This is a genomic window from Streptococcus sp. 27098_8_82 (assembly GCF_041431615.1).
GTDB classification, from domain to species: Bacteria; Bacillota; Bacilli; order Lactobacillales; family Streptococcaceae; genus Streptococcus; species Streptococcus sanguinis_K.
Window position 1 is genome coordinate 25,026 of the sequence record NZ_JAPVYB010000003.1, and the last position, 18,585, is coordinate 43,610.

The following is an 18,585-nucleotide window of genomic DNA, read 5'->3' on the forward strand; positions in this document are numbered from 1 at the left end:
TAGAACTAGAGCTGTTTTGAATTTTTGAGCTGAACTTGCGTTCCAGCAAGCAAATCAGCTGGATGGCGTTTGTCCTTGCGAAACAGTCCCATCAGCAGAAAGATCAAGAAGAGAATCCCTGCTGAAGTTGACAAGAAAATTGACAGGGTATCTGCTTGATAAGCACTACGGATAGCTCCCATATGTCCCAGCTGCCAAGGAAAAAATTTGATAGCAGAGCGCAAAAGGCTATGGGCAAGGCTCCTATGCTTGTAAACCAACTGTAAACCTACCCAGCGCTTGCCAAAACTTCCTTTTCTATAGTCTAACCAAGCAAAGATGATAGATAGAGGCAGGACTGAGCTAGAAAAAGCCAGAAGTTGGCTCTGAGCTTCAGTGAATGCAGGAATGTCTCCTAGAACCAGATTGTAAAAGCCCATAGCTAGTAAAAAAAGAGTAATGAGGTAGCCCGAGATAAAGAGCCAGTCTTCAAACAGCTCTTTCAGACGCGTTTTGACAGGTATGGGATTGTCAGTTTTTAGTTTCATCTTGAGCACCTTCTTTCTTAGAATCATCAAGGCCGATAACCTTGTTCAGATACTTTTTCTTGATTTTTAGCGCCTTGTTAATAGCCATTGCTGATGCAATTAAGAGGAAAAAGCTCAACCAGACCAGGGCAGTGAATTTTGCTGGAAAGCTAGAACCTGCGAAGAAGAGAAAAATAGCCAAGGCTGATACAAAAATATACAGAACCTGCCAGAAGCCATAAGATTTTACTTCCTTGTAGTAGCGATCTTTTTCGTCTTCTGAGAGGATGGGTTTTATTTCCGGCTTGTCGCTGTCTTCTAAAAGCAGATAATCTGTCGTCACCTGGAAAATCTTGCTCAGCTCTACAACTTTTTCGAGTTCTGGCAGCGCTTGGTCAGATTCCCACTTGGAAATGCTCTGGCGAGAGACATTGATCTGTTCAGCCAGTTTTTCTTGTGACCAGCCTTTTTCTTTTCTTAGTTCAAATAATTTATCAGCGAGTTTCATCATCACAGCCTCCTTTTCTTTGCTAACTCTATCCTAACAGCTTTTAGTTATCTTGAGAATACAGCTTCCTGTACATTTTGTCAACCGCTGGTTGCACTTCTGTTTGCAGTTTCTAGACAGAAAATATGATATACTAGATAGGCAAAATGATACAACAAGAAGGAAGATTATGTACGAATATTTTAAAGGAATCATCAGCAAGATTACAGCCAAATACATTGTGTTGGAAGTCAACTCTATCGGCTATATTCTTCATGTAGCCAACCCCTATGCTTACTCAGGACATCTTCATCAGGAAGCCAAGGTTTATGTGCACCAGGTGGTGAGAGAAGATGCGGAGCTCCTGTACGGTTTTGCGACTGAGGAGGAGAAGCAACTCTTTCTCAGCTTGATTTCAGTCTCAGGTATCGGCCCAGTGTCCGCTCTGGCTATTATTGCGGCGGATGATAATGCTGGCTTAGTGCAAGCCATTGAGCAGAAAAACATCACCTACCTGACCAAGTTTCCTAAGATTGGCAAGAAAACAGCTCAGCAGATGGTGCTGGATTTAGAAGGCAAGGTAGTGGCGGCAGGTGGTCCGTCAGAAAGTAAGGTACCCGTCCAGACTGTGGATAATCAGGAGCTGGAAGAAGCCATGGAAGCCATGCTGGCTCTGGGCTACAAAGCTGCTGAGCTCAAGAAAATCAAGAAATTCTTTGAAGGCACGTCGGATACAGCTGAAAACTATATCAAGTCTGCTCTTAAGATGTTGGTGAAATAGGAGATCAAATATGACTAAACGCTGTGGCTGGGTAAAAATGAACAATCCTTTGTATGTAGCTTACCATGATGAGGAGTGGGGGAAACCTCTCCATGATGATCGCGCGCTTTTTGAGTTGCTTTGCTTGGAAACTTATCAGTCAGGCCTGTCTTGGGAAACGGTGCTCAATAAACGTCATGCTTTTCGGGAAGCTTTTCATTTCTATGATGCCCAGAAAATTGCTCAGATGACAGATGCAGATCTGGATGATTTATTGGACAATCCCGACATCATCCGTAACAAGATGAAGATTTATGCAACTAGGGCTAATGCCCAAGCTTTTTTGGCCGTTCAAAAGCAGTTTGGCTCTTTTAGTGACTATATCTGGTCTTTTGTAGACTTCAAAACGATTGACAATGAAATTTTGGACTACAAGGAAGCGCCAGCTAAGACAGAGCTGTCAGAAACCATGTCTAAAGCGATGAAAAAGCAAGGATTCAAATTTGTCGGTCCTGTTTGTGTCTATTCATTCCTAGAAGCAGCTGGCCTTATCAATGACCATGAAAATGATTGTGACTGGAACTAGAACGATGAAAACAATAAAATCTCAGCTTATTTTTATTTCTCTATATACCATTTATTCCTAGGTAGAGGTTTGCAGTTTATTGGACAACAATGGCTGAATTATCCAGTTCATCTCCTTATTATCTATGAACAAATGAAAACCTAGAAGTTCCAGACCTCTAGGTTTTTTGTTATTCTCTTTATCTCCTTACTCCCCTTTCTGCATCCAAATCTTTTCCTTGATAAAGATGCGCAGTTCATAGAAGAGCATAAAGAGGGTGGAGATGAGGAAGCCAGCCATAAAGATATGGTGCAAGTAAGCAAAGACACCAATATAAACCAAGATGGAAAAAAGGTAGAGGATGACTAAATAATGCCATTTCTTGGCCTTACTGTCTTCGATGACCTTTTTCTCCAAGCGCTCATCCTCCTTGATGAGTGTGTCCAGACTGATATCAAACTCCCGACTGATAGAGATGAGATTTCCAATATCAGGGATACCTTTTTCGCTTTCCCAGCGGGCAATGGCAGAGCGGGAAACCTTGAGCCTTTCTGCCAAGGCCTCCTGAGTGAGTTGATTTTGTTGACGAATATCTTTGAGAACTTGTGAAATTTTCATGATGATCTCCTTTCTTCAAATATAAATATTTAGATGATTTCCTTTTTCATCTTTATTATAAAAATAATGAAATCATTTGCCAATACCGTTTCCCTAACAATCTAGTTATTCTGCATAACAGATAAATTTTCAAAAGTTTTCCACAGCATGTTGACAAGTTTGTCAAGGAACTTGACAGTTCTTTTTATTTTCTGAAATGAAAATCAACTTTTTAAAGATTTTTTGTGATAAAATAAAGCCAATTCCGAATAGTAATGTAGGAGGTTCTATGAAAGCAGAAATTATTGCTGTGGGCACCGAGATTTTGACGGGTCAGATTGTCAATACCAATGCCCAATTTTTATCTGAAAAACTTGCGAGTCTGGGGATTGATGTCTATTTTCAGACAGCAGTGGGGGACAATGAAAATCGTCTCCTCTCTGTTTTGGAAATTGCCCAAAGGCGCAGTAATTTGATTATCCTGACAGGTGGCTTGGGTCCAACAGAGGATGATTTGACCAAGCAGACCTTGGCTAAGTTCTTAGGACGTGAGCTTAATTTTGACTCACAGGCTGTGGAAAAGCTGGATCGCTTTTTTACTAGCCGACCAGATTACGCTCGAACACCCAATAATGAGCGTCAGGCCCAGCTGGTTGAAGGCTCAACTCCGTTACCAAATGCGACCGGCTTAGCTGTCGGAGGATTGTTAGAAGCAGACGGAGTAACCTATGTAGTCCTGCCTGGCCCGCCTAGCGAGCTCAAGCCTATGGTCAATAACGAGCTGGTTCCCCTCTTATCCACAGGTCAGAAGTTGTACTCACGGGTGCTGCGTTTCTTTGGTATCGGCGAGAGTCAGCTAGTGACTATTTTGTCAGAGATGATTGAGCAGCAGAGTGACCCCACTATTGCTCCTTATGCAAAGACGGGAGAGGTTACCCTGCGACTGTCCACCAAGGCCCTGAGTCAGGCAGAAGCTGACACCAAGTTTGAGGCTGTGGAAAAGGAAATTTTGGCATATAAGACTTTTGAGGGACAGTCACTGTCAGAGATTTTCTATGGTTACGGCGATGAAAATTCCTTGGCACAGGTGGCTTTTGAGTTGCTGAAGAGTCAAGGGAAGACGATTTCGGCGGCGGAGAGTCTGACAGCTGGTCTCTTTCAGGCGACTTTGGCTGATTTTGCTGGAGCATCTTCCATTTTTTCAGGTGGCTTTGTCACCTACAGCATGGAGGAAAAGAGCCAGATGCTGGATATTCCGTTGGGAGACTTGGAGGAGCATGGAGTTGTTTCAGCTTTTACGGCAGGGAAAATGGCAGAGCAGGCTAGAAAGCTGACCGAAAGTGACCTAGCTGTCAGTTTGACAGGTGTGGCAGGCCCAGATTCACTGGAAGATCATCCTGCAGGGACCGTTTTTATCGGTTTAGCTAGTGCTTCAGGAACGGAAACTATTAAGGTCAATATTGCTGGACGCAGTCGGCGCGATGTGCGTAAAATTGCTGTTCTGCACGCCTTCAACCTAGTACGAAAAACTTTATTAAATAGCTGAATTTTGGTATAATTAACAGATGGCCAAAAGACATTTTAGAAAAAACAGGAGAAATAAATGGCAAAGAAACAAAAAAAATTAGACGAAATCTCAAAGAAATTCGGCGATGAGCGCCAAAAAGCCTTGGATAATGCCCTGAAAAACATTGAAAAGGACTTCGGTAAGGGAGCCATTATGCGTCTTGGCGAGCGGGCAGAGCAAAAGGTTCAAGTCATGAGTTCAGGCTCTCTGGCTTTAGATATTGCTCTTGGCGCTGGGGGTTATCCTAAGGGACGGATTATTGAAATCTATGGTCCGGAGTCTTCTGGTAAGACAACCGTTGCCCTTCACGCAGTTGCTCAAGCGCAAAAAGAAGGTGGTATCGCAGCTTTTATCGATGCTGAGCATGCTTTGGATCCGTCATACGCGGCTGCTCTGGGTGTTAATATTGATGAATTGCTGCTGTCTCAACCGGATTCTGGGGAACAGGGACTGGAAATTGCCGGTAAGCTGATTGACTCAGGTGCGGTGGACTTGGTGGTTGTGGACTCCGTTGCAGCCCTTGTACCGCGTGCAGAAATCGATGGCGATATCGGTGACAGCCATGTCGGCTTGCAGGCTCGGATGATGAGCCAGGCTATGCGCAAGCTGTCTGCTTCTATCAATAAAACGAAGACGATTGCGATTTTCATTAACCAGCTGCGCGAAAAAGTTGGCGTTATGTTTGGTAATCCTGAAACAACACCAGGTGGCCGTGCACTGAAGTTCTATGCTTCTGTCCGTTTGGATGTCCGTGGTAATACTCAAATCAAGGGAACTGGTGATGAGAAGGATACCAATGTTGGTAAAGAAACCAAGATCAAGGTCGTTAAAAATAAAGTAGCTCCGCCATTCAAGGAAGCCTTTGTAGAAATCATGTACGGAGAAGGTATTTCTAAGACAGGTGAGCTGATTAAGATTGCGACTGATTTGGATATCATCAAAAAAGCTGGTGCTTGGTACTCCTACAATGATGAAAAGATTGGTCAAGGATCTGAAAATGCTAAGAAGTACTTGGCTGATCATCCAGAAGTCTTTGATGAAATTGACCGCCAAGTTCGTGTACGCTATGGTTTGATTGAAGGCTATGACTTGGCAGAAGTGGTTGGCAACAAGGCTGAAAGCCCTGTGGAAACGATGGAAGAAGTGACCTTGGATTTGGACGATGCCATCGAAATTGAAGAGTAATTTTGCAAAATAGGTCGCAAGACCGATGGTTTTTGTGATATAATAGACTACGATATTAGTATCGTGTAGCGAAAGGAGTACTTACATGATCACAATCTATACTGTCTCAAGTTGTACTAGTTGTAAAAAAGCAAAAACCTGGCTAAACGCTCATCAATTAACTTATAAAGAACAAAATTTAGGTAAAGAAGGCATCACCAAAGAGGAACTTCTGGATATTTTAACCAAAACAGAAAATGGTATCGCGAGCATTGTTTCATCAAAAAACCGCTATGCTAAAGGTTTGGGTGTTGACATTGAGGAATTAAGTGTCAACGAAGTTCTTGACATCATCATGGAGACCCCGCGTATTTTGAAAAGTCCCATTTTAGTGGATGATAAACGTCTCCAAGTTGGTTACAAAGAAGATGATATCCGTGCTTTTCTGCCACGTTCTGTTCGCAATGTTGAAAATGCAGAAGCTCGTCTGCGGGCAGCTCTCTAATCTTTGAATATAACTGAAAGAGTCGGGAAGAGAATCTCGGCTCTTCTTTTTGTTCGGGTTGACAGAGGGCTTTGGTGACTGGATGGATTGACAAGGAGCAGAACTGTGATACAATATCTCTGAGGAGGATGGAAGATGAAGAAAATTTTATTAGGACTGGGATTGAGTGTGGCGTTGTTAGCAGGCTGTGGACATAAAAAGACAGAGACGAATTCGAATGCGGCTGACAAGAAAGAAATCAGCAATAATCTGCCTATCATTGATAATGCCAAGCAGCAGGAAGTGATTACTCGGACACTTGTTTTTCCAAAGGATGAACGAGGAAACCAGCAGAGCCAGACAGTGACTTATCAGGGAGAGCATTTTAAACGCTTGGTTATTGAAAGGCTGACTGCGACTGATGATGAGATGAAAGAAGCCATCAAGCAGATGGGGCTGGAGGAAGCGCAGAAGTCTCTCAATGAGTCACTGGAGCAGGATGCAGACTATGTGCAGGCTCGAGGACTTCAAGGCTTTAGCGGTTCAGTGACAATTTTGAATGAGAACGAGCTGAAAATGACTTCTAGCTATGATTTTGAGAGTCTGGATATCGAAAAAGCAGCGGCTATGCCTTATTTTCAAAATCTCAAGCTCAAAGAAATGATTAAGCTGACGCCAGAAGAATATATCAACAATCTCCTGATGAATGGAGCAGAAGAGCAGAAATAAGCTGCTCTTTTTTATTACATTTTAATGACAGAGTGACAATCAGTTTGACAGCGCCGTTTTTATAATGATATGATAAAATCAGCTCAATATTGAAGGAGATAAGACATGAGAAAATTAATTGTCTTTTTGCTGGCAGCTTTGGCAATCTTAACAGCCTGCAGTCAGCAGTCAAATAACAGTTCATCCTTACAGGGAGGAGCTGGAAAAGGAGATATTGTCACTAAGTCCTATAAAACTGAGAAGCAATTAGAACATGGAAAAGAAACCAGAATCTTAACAGTAAGCTACACCGGACAGAAGTATGATAAGGTTATCCTGCATGTCAGCAAGGCTATTCCTGACAACATTAAAGAAGCTCTGTCAAAACAGGATGTTTCCACTGTGAAGAAGGAAATGCTGTCTTTGATCGAGGAAGCACTGGGTCTGAAAGAGGCGGTGAATATCACCGGTCTTGACTTGAAAACAGATATGACAGCGGAAGAGATTTCTCTGGAGATGACTATCGATCCTGAGAACCTAGACTACGAAGCAGCCAAAAAGCTTCCAAACTACGCGCAGCTGTTTGAGCAGATCGAGACCCTGAGTCCGGAAGAATTGCTGAACAAGTTTAAGGGAAGCGACGGAGTGGAAGTGCCCGCTTCAAATTAGGAAGATTCCATCCAGTTCTCTGAAGAGAGCTGGATTTTTGCTGGATTTCAGAGCTAGACTTCGGATAAATATTAGCTAAAGCTTATTGAAAAATTAGGGAAATTCAGGTGAATTAAATTTGTGAAAAGCCTATAATTATGCTATAATAGGGATATTCTAAAGAAAGAGGGTGTAATTGTGGGATTTACAGATGAAACAGTACGTTTTAATCTCGATGATTCAAATAAAAAGGAAATTAGCGAGACTTTGACCGATGTCTACAAGTCGCTCAATGAAAAAGGATACAATCCAATCAATCAAATCGTGGGATACGTACTCAGTGGCGATCCTGCGTACGTACCTCGCTATAACAATGCCCGCAATCAAATCCGCAAATACGAGCGCGATGAGATTGTTGAGGAGTTGGTTCGTTATTATTTGAAAGGACAAGGCGTCGATCTCTAATGAGAATTATGGGATTAGATGTGGGCTCGAAAACGGTTGGGGTTGCCATTAGTGATCCTCTTGGTTTTACGGCTCAAGGACTGGAGATTATTCCGATTCATGAAGAAAAGGGCGAATTCGGCCTAGAGCGCTTGGGTGAGCTGGTGAAAGAGTATAAGGTTGATAAGTTCGTTATTGGCCTGCCTAAGAATATGAACAATACCAGCGGGCCTCGAGTGGAGGCCAGCCAAGCTTATGGTCAGCGGATTGCTGAGCTATTTGGCCTGCCGGTTGACTATCAGGATGAGCGCTTGACGACTGTGGCTGCTGAGCGCATGCTGGTGGAGCAGGCGGACATTAGCCGCAGTAAGCGCAAGAAAGTTATTGATAAGCTGGCGGCGCAGCTGATTTTGCAGAATTATCTGGATCGAAATTTTTAGAAAAGAAATGAAGGAGACACTAGTATGACACATGATCATAACCATGACCACGAGCATGAAGAGCGTGAATTAATCACCTTGGTTGACGAGCAAGGAAACGAGACTTTATTTGAAATTCTTTTGACCATTGATGGTAAGGAAGAGTTTGGCAAGAATTATGTTCTTTTGATTCCGGCCAATGCGGAAGAAGATGAGAACGGTGAAGTAGAGATTCAAGCTTATTCCTTTACCGAAAATGAAGACGGTACAGAAGGCGACCTGCAGCCAATCCCAGAAGACTCAGATGCTGAATGGGATATGATTGAAGAAGTCTTCAACAGCTTTATGGAGGAGTAAGACTGGCCTAGCCTCGCTTCTGGAAATGGGCAAGCGCAGGCAAGATGCTAGCTGAACTTGACAGATAAAGGAAGTAGCCAAAGCTGGGCTATTTTCCATCTCATATCATAAACATTAGAAAGAGGAGCGAGTTGCAATTCAGATTTGAGTTCTGCTTCGCTGCTCTTTTTTAGGTAAGAAAATGAATGAAATTGAAGAATGGCTGAACAGCCGAATTGGTCTAAACTTTCGTTCGGGTCTGGGGCGGATGCAGCAGGCTGTAGCTCTTTTGGGGAATCCTGAGCGGAGCTATCCAACGATCCATGTAACGGGTACAAATGGCAAAGGTTCTACTATTGCTTTCATGCGTCGGCTGTTTGCGGAGCATGGTCGCAAGACAGGAAGTTTTACCTCGCCCCACATGATTAGTATTCATGATCGGATTTGTATCAACGGTCAACCGATTGCCTCGGCTGATTTTATCCGTCTGGGTCAGCAGGTGCAAAAGATGGAGCAAGAACTGATCAAAAGTCATGACCAGTTGTCCTATTTTGAAATTCTGACCTTGATTGCCTTTCTCTATTTCAAGGAGCAGGAAGTGGACATAGCCTTGATTGAGGTAGGGATTGGCGGATTCTTGGACACGACTAATGTCATTACGGGAGATATTGCAGTCATCAGCTCTGTGGGCTTGGATCATCAGGAGACTCTGGGAAGGAGCTTGACGATGATTGCGGAGCAAAAGGCTGGGATTTTCAAGCCGGGGCGGCCAGCGGTCATCGGACCGCTGCCAGAGGAGGCACGATTGGTTTGTGCGCAGCGAGCTCAGGAGCTGGGAATAGAACTCTATCAGTATGGTCGCGATTTTTCTCTGGCACATCAGACTTTTTCCAATTCGACCATGACCCTATCCAATCTTGAGCTGGGCCTCAAGGGAGGTTATCAGGAGGAAAATGCGGCGCTGGCTTTGCAGGCATTCTTGCTCTTCATGCAGCAGCAAGGCTGGGAAGTAGATTCTGCTAAGATTCGGACGGCCTTGCAGGAGACTCGCTGGGCAGGGCGATTGGAAGAAGCTAGTCCAGGTATTTATCTTGATGGGGCCCATAATCTTCCTGCACTGGAAAGGTTAGTGGAGTTTATCCAGAGCCAGAATGGCAAAGAGTGCCTGCTTCTTTTCGGTGCTCTCAAGCGTAAGGACTACAGCACTATGCTGGCTTATCTGCGAGAGGCTCTGCCAGATGTTCAGTTGACAGTTACTTCCTTTTCTGATGGAGATTCCCTTGGTCAATCTGAAGCGGAAGGCTTCTTATACATAGAGGATTCTCGGCAGCTTATTCAGAATTTTCAGGAGAGGCAAAACGATAATCAGCTGCTTTTCATTACGGGCTCTCTCTATTTTATTGCGGAAGTCAGAGCTTATTTGACAAGTTTATAAATTGACCGCCAGAGTCTCGCTTTGGTACAATAAAGACAGAAGAAAAAGGAGAACACTATGGCAATTTCTAAAAAGTTAATTTTTTCGGGTCTAACTGCTGCGGCTGTTTTAGCCTTGGCAGCTTGCGGTTCTAATCAGAACCAGACGGCACCTTCCTCTCAGTCTCAGTCAGTCGCTTCCAGCAAGCCAGCAGAGTCTTCGTCAGTGGCTAGCACGTCTAGTGCGGCCAATAGCAGCTCATCTGCTTCTGCATCCTCTTCCGAGCAAGTAGCCAATGGCGAGCTGGATGGCAGCTACCAGACAAGTCATGAAGGCGATCAGCTGACCTTGCAGATTTCAGGAACTACTGGCCAGCTGACAAAAGTCGAGCCAGATGGTGAGCAGGAAATTGAACAGGTTCAGATTGATGCTACCAACCAGACTATGGTCATTGGAGATGATGTCAAGCGCTATCGCATTGAGGGCAATCAGCTGACAATTGAGGATCTTTCCCAAGAGCCTTATGATGATGACACACTGGTCTTTACGAAACAATGATGAAAGAGCCCTGTCTTGATACGATTTGCATTGATATAAACGTTGTTTTAAGACAGCTTTACTGATATACTAGAATATATGCAATGAGATAGGAGAGTGTATGACTTTCAGGAAATTCCGCTTATTAATGTCAAAATACGGTTTTAGTATCATTATTATGCTGCTGGAGCTAGCCTTTGTCTTTGTTGCGTTCTTCTATTTTAATGAGATTGCACCCAACTGGCTGTCAGTGGCGATGATTGTTTTCCTGTATATTGGGACTATTTTAGCGATTGTCAACCGCAATATGCCGCCTGAGAGCAAGGTGACTTGGCTCCTGATTGCTGTGGTACCCGTATTTGGCTTCCTGCTCTATCTGATGTTTGGTGAGCGACGGTTGTCTAAAAAGGAAATGATTCAGCTGGAAAATATGGACTCCATGAAATTTCGCGAGGACAACAGCTATGAACTCCGTGTTCAGCTGAAAAAGGAAAACAAGTCGGCCTACGGTATTATCAAATCACTGCTGAGTATGGACAATAATGCGGATGTCTATGACGGTACAGCTTCTCGCTATTTTCCCATCGGTGAGGAGATGTTTGAGTCCATGCTGGCTGATCTGCGGGCTGCTGAGAAATTCATTTTTCTGGAATTTTATATCATCGATGAAGGGCTGATGTGGGACAGTGTTCTGGAAATCTTGGTCGAAAAAGCTTCGCAGGGCGTTGAAGTCAAGCTGCTCTATGATGATATTGGCTGCATGGCCACTTTGCCTGGTGATTATACGCGTAAGCTGCGCAAGATGGGCATTGAGGCTTATAAGTTTAACAAGGTGATTCCGCGTATGACGGTATCCTATAACAACCGTGACCACCGCAAGATTTTGGTCATTGACGGTCAGGTCGGCTACACTGGCGGCATCAATCTGGCTGACGAGTATATCAATCATATCGTCCGTTTTGGCCACTGGAAAGATGGCGGTGTGCGCTTGGAAGGTCGGGCAGTCAAGGCTCTGACGCGGCTCTTTCTCATGAACTGGTACATCAACCGCGGGGAAATCACAGACTTTGACAAGTACCATCTGGAGAATAAAGCTGTTGAAGGCAAAGGGCTTTACGTTCCCTATGGCAGCGGGCCTAAGCCTATTTATAAGGGTCAGGTTGGCAAAACAGTCTATCAAAATATCATCAGTCAGGCTACGGACTATGTCTACATTACCACGCCTTATCTGATCATTGACTACGACCTGACGGAGGATATTAAGAATGCTGCTATGCGGGGAGTGGATGTCCGCATCGTGACTCCTTTCATTCCGGATAAGAAGCTGATTCAGATTGTTACCCGCGGAGCCTATCCGGATCTGATGGAAGCGGGGGTTAAGATCTTTGAGTACACGCCAGGGTTTATCCACAGTAAGAACGTGGTGGCTGATGATGAATTTGCCGTGGTAGGGACGATTAATTTTGACTACCGTAGTCTGGTGCACCACTATGAAAATGCAGTCCTGATGTACCATACGGATAGTATCCCAGCTATCAAGGAAGATTTTGAAGCCATTTTTGAGGCTTCTGAGGAAATTCTTCCTGAAAATCTTGATAGCAGTTGGTATCGTCGTTTTATCAAAGAAATCATGCAGCTCTTTGCTCCTATGCTCTAATGCCAGAGGTGAATAAGTTCTGAAGAAATATACAGAAAGTCTGAGGCAGAAGTCTCAGATTTTTTGCGGTTCGTGCTGAGAGGTGTTTTTGTCATTTTTGCTTATATATGAGGATGGATTTTTGCTCTGTTTTTACGAATGTAAAAAATAAAGGAATTTTTTAAGATGATAATGGAGAAAATTTCCAGTCAGTCGCTTGCTTATGAAACGAGAGAATATCGCTGTTTTCGGGAATTGGAGGAGCTGGCTAGAAGCTATAATGCTCAGAAGAAGGGTCAAGAGAAAGCTGACAGGAGGACAGGAATTTGATATACTAGATGGGACTGTTATCAAGGAGAATATTTTATATGCATGATACAACGGAAGAAAAAGTTTTAGAAGTTTCAGAAGAGCAGCTGACCAGGGCTGAAAGGTCTGAGCAAAAATTCAGTAAGCCAGAGTCTACGCCCTATTTTTTGACCCTCTTATGCAGTTTGGCTATCAGCTTGCTGAGTGTGGTCAATCCTTTTTTGACCAATCTAGCAACGAATTTACAAAGTCAGAATCTCTATGCCGGCTGGGCCATGACTCAGGGGCAGGTGCCTTATTCGCAAATATATGGAACTAGTGGCCTGCTTTACTATCTGATGGCTTGGACCAGCAGTCTGGCTTTTGGCCAGCTTTTGTGGATGGTCTTTCAGACGCTGGCTCTGTGGCTGGCCGGACTTTTCCTGCACAAGACCTTGGTGCTCTTACAGCCTAAACAGGATTTATCGCGAAGCCTCTTACTGCTCTTTTACCTGCTAGTCTTTGCCCTTGGATTTGGCGGTCTTTACTCTAGTATTTTTGTTCTGCCCTTTATTTTTTGGAATCTATCTTTTTTGGTGCGCTATTTGCAGGATTCAATCAAGGATGAAAAGTTCATTCTATATGGAGCTTTTGGAGCTTTTGCTTTTATGATTGATCCGGTTTCCAGCCTAGTCTTCTATTCTTTGACTGCTCTGGTGCTTTTGGTCTACAATATCGCAGCCAAGCGTGCGGCTCGAGGCTTCTATCAGCTTTTAGCTGGTCTCTTTGGCTTCTCAGTGATTTTTTATCCTATCGGCTACTTTACTGTTGCCAATCAAACCTTTGGCCAGGCTATCAGTCAGGTGACCTATGCTTGGGATTCCATCAGCTTGATTGGCAGTCATAGCCTTTCTAATTTGGTTTATTATGGCTTGCTGACAGTCGGTCTAGGCTTCATTTCTGCTTTGGGTGTCAATCTCTTTTCAAGAGAAAAGGGGCAAGCAACCAGCCTGCGCGTCTTGCGCTTTATCGGTCTGCTAGGGCTCTTCATTACTGTCTTTGCGGCTTTTATCCTGCCAGATCAGGGCAGTTATCAACTGCTTCCTGCCCTACCTTTTGCCATGATTCTTTTTGCTTTGTGGTTCAATAAAGGCAAGCAGCAGGCACCAGGGCGTCATCGCCGGGATCGCCGTCGTCCTACGATGTGGACTTCCTATCTCTCAGGCCAGTTCTTTCTGCCGCTCGTAGCCATTTTCTATCTGATTGGCTATCCTTTGGTGAATGAGTATATCCTTTCCAGCGGTGTCTCTGCTGAAAGAAGTGAGGCAGCTCAGTACATTAAGGAAAAGACCAAGGATGGGGATACTATCTATGCCTGGGACACCTCGGCTAGTCTGTATCAGAAGAGCAGCCGCCTATCAGCTGTCTCTCTCTTGTCTCCAACTTTGTATGTGGGAACGGCTGAAAATCGTTTGGGTCTTCAGAATAGACTTGAAAACAGCCAGCCCAAGTATATCTTGGTTAACAATGATGTCAAATTGCTGTCAGATGTGAAGCAGCTAATTTCCCAAAATTACAAGGAAGCTGACCTCAAACTCGACCATTTCAAGCTTTATCAACTTAAGTAGTAAAATCAATATGTTGTGTATAAAAAGAAAAAATAACTTTTTTGCCACAACATATTGATTTTTATTTTTAACGTGCTATAATGAGTCTTGTATCAACTTATTGATAAAATACTGTTCTTTGGATGAACTGCTGTCGGAGATTTCTTGGAAATTTCTTAGCAAGCGATAGGTTTAAAGAGACTTGATTTGTCCTAAGGGCAGAGAAAAGGATGTGTTCGTGATGATTTTAAGGGAAGAGAAGTTTGAAACTGCTCCAGCGATTTATGTGGAGAAGCGGGACGGCCGTAGGGTGACTTTTGATGTGTCCAAGATCTATAAGGCTATGGTGCGGGCGGCTCAAGAAGTTGGTCCGCTGAATCCGATGCTGGAAGCCAAGCTAGAAGCTATCACAGACCGTATTGTGGCAGAAATCAGCAGTCGCTTCGCTAAGTATGTCAAAATCTATGAGATTCAGAACATCGTTGAGCATGAGCTTTTGAATGCCAAGGAATATGCCATTGCGGAGAACTACATCACTTACCGCACCCAAAGGGATTTTGAGCGCTCAAAAGCGACAGATATCAACTTTACCATTGACAAGCTCCTCAACAAAGACCGCACGGTAGTCAACGAGAATGCCAATAAGGACAGCGATGTTTTCAATACCCAACGGGATTTGACCGCAGGGATTGTCGGCAAGTCCATTGGGCTTAAGATGCTGCCGCCTCATGTGGCCAATGCCCACCAAAAGGGCGATATCCACTACCATGACTTGGACTACAGCCCTTATACGCCAATGACGAACTGCTGTTTGATTGACTTTGACGGCATGCTGAAAAACGGCTTCAAGATTGGCAATGCAGAAGTAGAGAGTCCCAAGTCTATTCAGACTGCGACAGCGCAGATCTCGCAAATCATTGCCAATGTAGCTTCCAGCCAGTATGGCGGTTGTTCGGCCGACCGGATTGATGAAGTCTTGGCGCCCTATGCTGAGCTTAATTATCAAAAGCATCTCAAGGATGCAGAGCAGTGGGTTTTGCCGGATAAGCGGGAAGAGTACGCCTGGGCGAAGACCAAGAAGGATATCTACGATGCCATGCAGTCGCTGGAGTATGAGATTAATACTCTCTTTACTTCTAACGGTCAGACTCCTTTTACTTCGCTGGGCTTTGGTCTGGGGACCAATCGTTTTGAGCGGGAAATTCAGAAGGCTATTCTCAATATCCGTATCAAGGGACTGGGAAGCGAGCACCGCACAGCAATTTTCCCTAAGCTGATTTTCACCCTTAAGCGTGGGCTTAATCTTGAGCCAGGAACGCCTAACTATGACATTAAAGAACTGGCTCTGGAGTGTGCCACTAAGCGTATGTATCCAGATGTCCTTTCCTATGACAAGATTATCGACTTAACTGGATCGTTCAAGGTGCCGATGGGCTGTCGTTCTTTCCTGCAAGGCTGGAAGGATGAAAATGGTCAGGAAGTTAATTCCGGCCGTATGAATCTAGGAGTTGTTACTGTCAATCTGCCACGGATTGCGCTTGAATCCGAGGGGGATTTGGATAAATTCTGGGAACTCTTTAACGAGCGGATGAATATCGCTGAAGATGCTTTGGTCTACCGAGTGGAGCGGACCAAAGAAGCCAGTCCTGCTAATGCACCGATTCTTTATCAGTATGGGGCTTTTGGCCAACGCTTGGGCAAGTATGATCAAGTAGACCAGCTCTTTACTCACCGTCGTGCGACGGTTTCCCTAGGTTATATCGGTCTGTATGAAGTGGCAGCAGTCTTTTATGGCGGTAATTGGGAGACCAATCCTGAAGCCAAGGACTTTACAGTTGCCATTGTCAAAGATATGAAGCGTCGGGTGGAAGAATGGTCCGAGCAGTATGACTATCATTTCTCTGTTTACTCGACGCCATCTGAAAGTCTGACCGACCGTTTCTGTCGCTTGGATACAGAGAAGTTTGGGGTCGTTCCGGATATTACTGACAAGGAATACTATACTAATTCTTTCCACTACGATGTGCGCAAGAATCCAACGCCTTTTGAGAAACTGGACTTTGAGAAGATTTATCCTGAAGTAGGAGCCTCAGGCGGCTTTATCCATTACTGTGAATATCCTGTGCTGCAGCAAAATCCCAAGGCACTGGAAGCTGTTTGGGACTATGCCTATGACCGGGTTGGCTATCTGGGAACCAATACGCCGATTGACCGCTGTTACAAGTGTAACTTTGAGGGAGACTTCACGCCGACCGAGCGGGGCTTCACCTGTCCAAACTGCGGCAACAGCGACCCCAAGACGGTCGATGTAGTCAAGCGGACCTGCGGTTACTTAGGAAATCCGCAAGCCCGTCCGATGGTTAACGGCCGACACAAGGAAATATCAGCTCGGGTCAAGCACATGAATGGCTCGACTATTAAGTACGAAGGAAATTAAGATGGGAAAGTATCAATTGGATGACAAAGGAAAGGCTCAGGTGCAGCGTTTCCATGAAAAACATTCGCAGGGCGGCAGCAGCAAAAAAGAACGATTAGCCAAACTGCGTCAGCAATTTTTAGAAAAGAACAAGAAACAATAGAAGTCAGAGTGGGGCGCAAGGCGGCCTCACTCTCTTCGTATCAGGAGGTACTATGGAGCTGAGACGACCGGAACTAGGAGACAAGGAAAAGATTTTAGAGATGCTGGCTGACTTTGAAGCGGCTGGTAGCCGACAGGATGGCTTCTTTGGCGGAGCGGATTTTGTCTACGAGGACTGGCTGGAGACTATTCAGCTAGCTGAGGCAGGTCTAGGCTTGCCGCAAGGGTTTGTGCCTTACATCCAACTAATCTCTTTTGCTGCGGATGGTCAGGCTGTGGGCTTTCTCAATCTGCGCTTGCGGCTCAATGACCATTTGCTTCAAGAAGGCGGGCATATCGGCTATAGTATCCGTCCGTCTGCGCGTGGGAAAGGATTGGCCAAAGAGCAGCTGCGACAAGGCTTGCAAGTAGCCAAAAGTAAAAATATAAAACGAGTCCTAGTGACTTGCGATAGTGACAATGCTGCCAGCCGAGCAGTGATCCTGGCTAATGGCGGAGCTTTAGAGGATATTCGAGGCGGGAAAGAGCGTTATTGGATTGATGTCGATTAAGGAGGGAATATGGAGCTAAGAAGACCAACTTTGGGAGATAAAGGTGCGATTTTAGAGATGATTGCGGAGTTCGATGCTGCAAAATCCTATATGCACGGTGGCATGGGTTCTACTTGGAAACGAGCAAAGGATTATGAGGATTGGTTACAAATGGTGAGACGGCAGGAAGATGTTGCCAATTTGCCAGCAGGCTGGGTTCCTGCAATCAAATTCTTATCCTTTGATGAGACCGGCTTGCCTCTGGGTTTTTTAGCCCTGCGCTTGTCCTTAAATGACAAATTATTTGTGGAGGGCGGCCATATAGGCTATTCTATCCGGCCCAGTCAGCGCAGGAAGGGCTTGGCTAAGTTGCAGCTAGAGCTAGGACTAGCAGAGGCTCGAAAGCAAGGATTAGAACGAGTGCTGATTACCTGCGATGAAGATAACGAAGCCAGCCGTCGCACCATTCTCTCTGCTGGCGGTGTTTACGAAAATACAATCGACAGAAGTCAGCGCTACTGGATTGATTTGGAGGATGAAGATGAACAATCCCAAACCTCAAGAATGGAAAAGTGAGGAGCTGAGCAAGGGGCGAATCATTGACTATAAGGCCTTTAACTTTGTAGATGGCGAAGGCGTCCGCAACTCCCTTTATGTCAGTGGTTGTATGTTTCACTGTGAGGGCTGCTATAATGCAGCAACTTGGTCTTTCAATGCTGGCATTCCCTATACCCAAGAGTTGGAGGAGCAGATTATGAAAGACTTGGCGGAACCCTATGTGCAGGGGCTGACCCTCCTAGGCGGCGAGCCTTTTCTCAATACAGGCATTCTCCTGCCCTTGGTCAAGCGGATTCGGAGAGAGCTTCCAGACAAGGATATCTGGTCCTGGACGGGCTACACCTGGGAGGAGATGATGCTGGAAACGGAGGATAAGCTGGAGCTGCTGAGTTTGATTGACATTCTAGTGGACGGCCGTTTTGACCTTACCAAGAAGAATCTCATGCTGCAGTTCCGTGGTTCTTCTAATCAACGCATCATTGATGTGCAGAAGTCCCTTCGGTCAGGTCAGGTAGTCATCTGGGACAAGCTAAATGATGGTCTCCAAGCCTATGAGCAAGTTGACAGGGATAAGATGCTTTAAAAACTAAGTAAAATACTGATATAAAAGAGGTTTTACCTCTTTTTCTGTTGTCAAAAACAGTATAAAATATCGGTTTTTCGAGAAGAAAGAAAGAATTTACCGAAAATTAATACAGACTGTCCTTTTTTGTCAACAAATTTTGGAAAAAACTAAAATATTTTTAAATATT

Annotated in this window: 23 protein-coding genes; 20 read left to right on the forward strand and 3 right to left on the reverse strand. The window is 44.7% G+C overall.

Annotated features, from left to right (window positions below; translation table 11 throughout):
• Nucleotides 1-5: 5 nt before the first annotated feature.
• Nucleotides 6-527: an RDD family protein gene (locus O3627_RS06245; protein ID WP_185756135.1), complete on the reverse strand. Its 522-nt coding sequence runs from the start codon at nt 525-527 to the stop codon at nt 6-8.
• Nucleotides 511-1,014 (reverse strand): helix-turn-helix domain-containing protein, encoded by a 504-nt coding sequence (locus O3627_RS06250; RefSeq protein WP_125337692.1) that lies wholly within the window; start codon nt 1,012-1,014, stop codon nt 511-513. The genes O3627_RS06245 and O3627_RS06250 overlap by 17 nt, the downstream gene beginning before the upstream one ends.
• A 169-nt stretch (nt 1,015-1,183) precedes the next feature.
• Between O3627_RS06250 and ruvA the strand changes: the two genes are divergently transcribed.
• Both ruvA and O3627_RS06260 read left to right on the forward strand, forming a co-directional pair.
• Nucleotides 1,184-1,774 carry a Holliday junction branch migration protein RuvA gene (ruvA, locus tag O3627_RS06255; RefSeq protein WP_125382679.1) on the forward strand — a complete coding sequence of 197 codons (591 nt, stop codon included), beginning with the start codon at nt 1,184-1,186 and terminating at the stop codon, nt 1,772-1,774.
• 10 nt (nt 1,775-1,784) lie between these two features.
• A complete protein-coding gene (locus tag O3627_RS06260; protein ID WP_125382677.1) occupies nt 1,785-2,339 on the forward strand; it encodes a DNA-3-methyladenine glycosylase I in 555 nt (184 codons plus the stop codon).
• A 186-nt stretch (nt 2,340-2,525) separates the two neighbouring features.
• Here O3627_RS06260 and O3627_RS06265 read toward each other — a convergent pair whose 3' ends face one another.
• Nucleotides 2,526-2,936: a helix-turn-helix domain-containing protein gene (locus O3627_RS06265; RefSeq protein WP_002907728.1), complete on the reverse strand. Its 411-nt coding sequence runs from the start codon at nt 2,934-2,936 to the stop codon at nt 2,526-2,528.
• Between the two features lie 268 nt (nt 2,937-3,204).
• Between O3627_RS06265 and O3627_RS06270 the strand changes: the two genes are divergently transcribed.
• The 18 genes from O3627_RS06270 to nrdG all read left to right on the forward strand — a co-directional run bounded on the left by O3627_RS06270 (nt 3,205) and on the right by nrdG (nt 18,416).
• Nucleotides 3,205-4,461 (forward strand): competence/damage-inducible protein A, encoded by a 1,257-nt coding sequence (locus tag O3627_RS06270; protein ID WP_185756134.1) that lies wholly within the window; start codon nt 3,205-3,207, stop codon nt 4,459-4,461.
• Nucleotides 4,462-4,518: 57 nt separating this feature from the next.
• A complete protein-coding gene (recA, locus tag O3627_RS06275) occupies nt 4,519-5,667 on the forward strand; it encodes a recombinase RecA (RefSeq protein WP_002914192.1) in 1,149 nt (382 codons plus the stop codon).
• Nucleotides 5,668-5,752: 85 nt separating this feature from the next.
• Complete coding sequence (spx, locus tag O3627_RS06280) at nt 5,753-6,151, forward strand: transcriptional regulator Spx (RefSeq protein ID WP_002894078.1); 399 nt, start codon at nt 5,753-5,755, stop codon at nt 6,149-6,151.
• A 135-nt stretch (nt 6,152-6,286) separates the two neighbouring features.
• Nucleotides 6,287-6,859 (forward strand): SP0191 family lipoprotein, encoded by a 573-nt coding sequence (locus O3627_RS06285; protein WP_125340241.1) that lies wholly within the window; start codon nt 6,287-6,289, stop codon nt 6,857-6,859.
• 105 nt (nt 6,860-6,964) lie between these two features.
• A complete protein-coding gene (locus O3627_RS06290) occupies nt 6,965-7,507 on the forward strand; it encodes a hypothetical protein (protein ID WP_125382674.1) in 543 nt (180 codons plus the stop codon).
• 177 nt (nt 7,508-7,684) lie between these two features.
• Complete coding sequence (locus tag O3627_RS06295; RefSeq protein ID WP_002894075.1) at nt 7,685-7,951, forward strand: IreB family regulatory phosphoprotein; 267 nt, start codon at nt 7,685-7,687, stop codon at nt 7,949-7,951.
• Nucleotides 7,951-8,370, forward strand: a complete 420-nt coding sequence (gene ruvX / locus O3627_RS06300) for a Holliday junction resolvase RuvX (RefSeq protein WP_011837635.1) — start codon at nt 7,951-7,953, stop codon at nt 8,368-8,370. Before O3627_RS06295 ends, ruvX begins: the two co-directional genes overlap by 1 nt.
• 24 nt (nt 8,371-8,394) lie before the next feature.
• Nucleotides 8,395-8,706 (forward strand): DUF1292 domain-containing protein, encoded by a 312-nt coding sequence (locus O3627_RS06305; RefSeq protein ID WP_002894073.1) that lies wholly within the window; start codon nt 8,395-8,397, stop codon nt 8,704-8,706.
• A 181-nt stretch (nt 8,707-8,887) separates the two neighbouring features.
• Entirely contained in the window at nt 8,888-10,120 is a 1,233-nt protein-coding gene (locus tag O3627_RS06310) for a folylpolyglutamate synthase/dihydrofolate synthase family protein (RefSeq protein WP_125382673.1), read from the forward strand.
• 57 nt (nt 10,121-10,177) lie between these two features.
• Nucleotides 10,178-10,657 (forward strand): SP_0198 family lipoprotein, encoded by a 480-nt coding sequence (locus O3627_RS06315; protein WP_002917849.1) that lies wholly within the window; start codon nt 10,178-10,180, stop codon nt 10,655-10,657.
• A gap of 100 nt (nt 10,658-10,757) precedes the next feature.
• Nucleotides 10,758-12,293, forward strand: a complete 1,536-nt coding sequence (gene cls / locus O3627_RS06320; protein ID WP_125382672.1) for a cardiolipin synthase — start codon at nt 10,758-10,760, stop codon at nt 12,291-12,293.
• Between the two features lie 165 nt (nt 12,294-12,458).
• On the forward strand, nt 12,459-12,602 hold the full coding sequence (locus O3627_RS06325; protein ID WP_011837632.1) for a hypothetical protein: 144 nt from the start codon (nt 12,459-12,461) through the stop codon (nt 12,600-12,602).
• A 38-nt stretch (nt 12,603-12,640) separates the two neighbouring features.
• Nucleotides 12,641-14,188, forward strand: coding sequence for a heme transporter CcmD (locus O3627_RS06330; RefSeq protein WP_125382670.1), 1,548 nt, complete (start codon nt 12,641-12,643; stop codon nt 14,186-14,188).
• A gap of 220 nt (nt 14,189-14,408) precedes the next feature.
• Complete coding sequence (nrdD, locus tag O3627_RS06335; protein WP_011837630.1) at nt 14,409-16,604, forward strand: anaerobic ribonucleoside-triphosphate reductase; 2,196 nt, start codon at nt 14,409-14,411, stop codon at nt 16,602-16,604.
• 1 nt (nt 16,605) lies between these two features.
• On the forward strand, nt 16,606-16,746 hold the full coding sequence (locus O3627_RS06340) for a hypothetical protein (protein WP_002902050.1): 141 nt from the start codon (nt 16,606-16,608) through the stop codon (nt 16,744-16,746).
• 52 nt (nt 16,747-16,798) lie between these two features.
• Nucleotides 16,799-17,296, forward strand: coding sequence for a GNAT family N-acetyltransferase (locus tag O3627_RS06345; RefSeq protein WP_125382668.1), 498 nt, complete (start codon nt 16,799-16,801; stop codon nt 17,294-17,296).
• Nucleotides 17,297-17,305: 9 nt separating this feature from the next.
• Nucleotides 17,306-17,851 carry a GNAT family N-acetyltransferase gene (locus tag O3627_RS06350; RefSeq protein ID WP_125382667.1) on the forward strand — a complete coding sequence of 182 codons (546 nt, stop codon included), beginning with the start codon at nt 17,306-17,308 and terminating at the stop codon, nt 17,849-17,851.
• Nucleotides 17,817-18,416, forward strand: a complete 600-nt coding sequence (gene nrdG / locus O3627_RS06355) for an anaerobic ribonucleoside-triphosphate reductase activating protein (protein ID WP_185756133.1) — start codon at nt 17,817-17,819, stop codon at nt 18,414-18,416. The genes O3627_RS06350 and nrdG overlap by 35 nt, the downstream gene beginning before the upstream one ends.
• Nucleotides 18,417-18,585 lie beyond the last annotated feature (169 nt).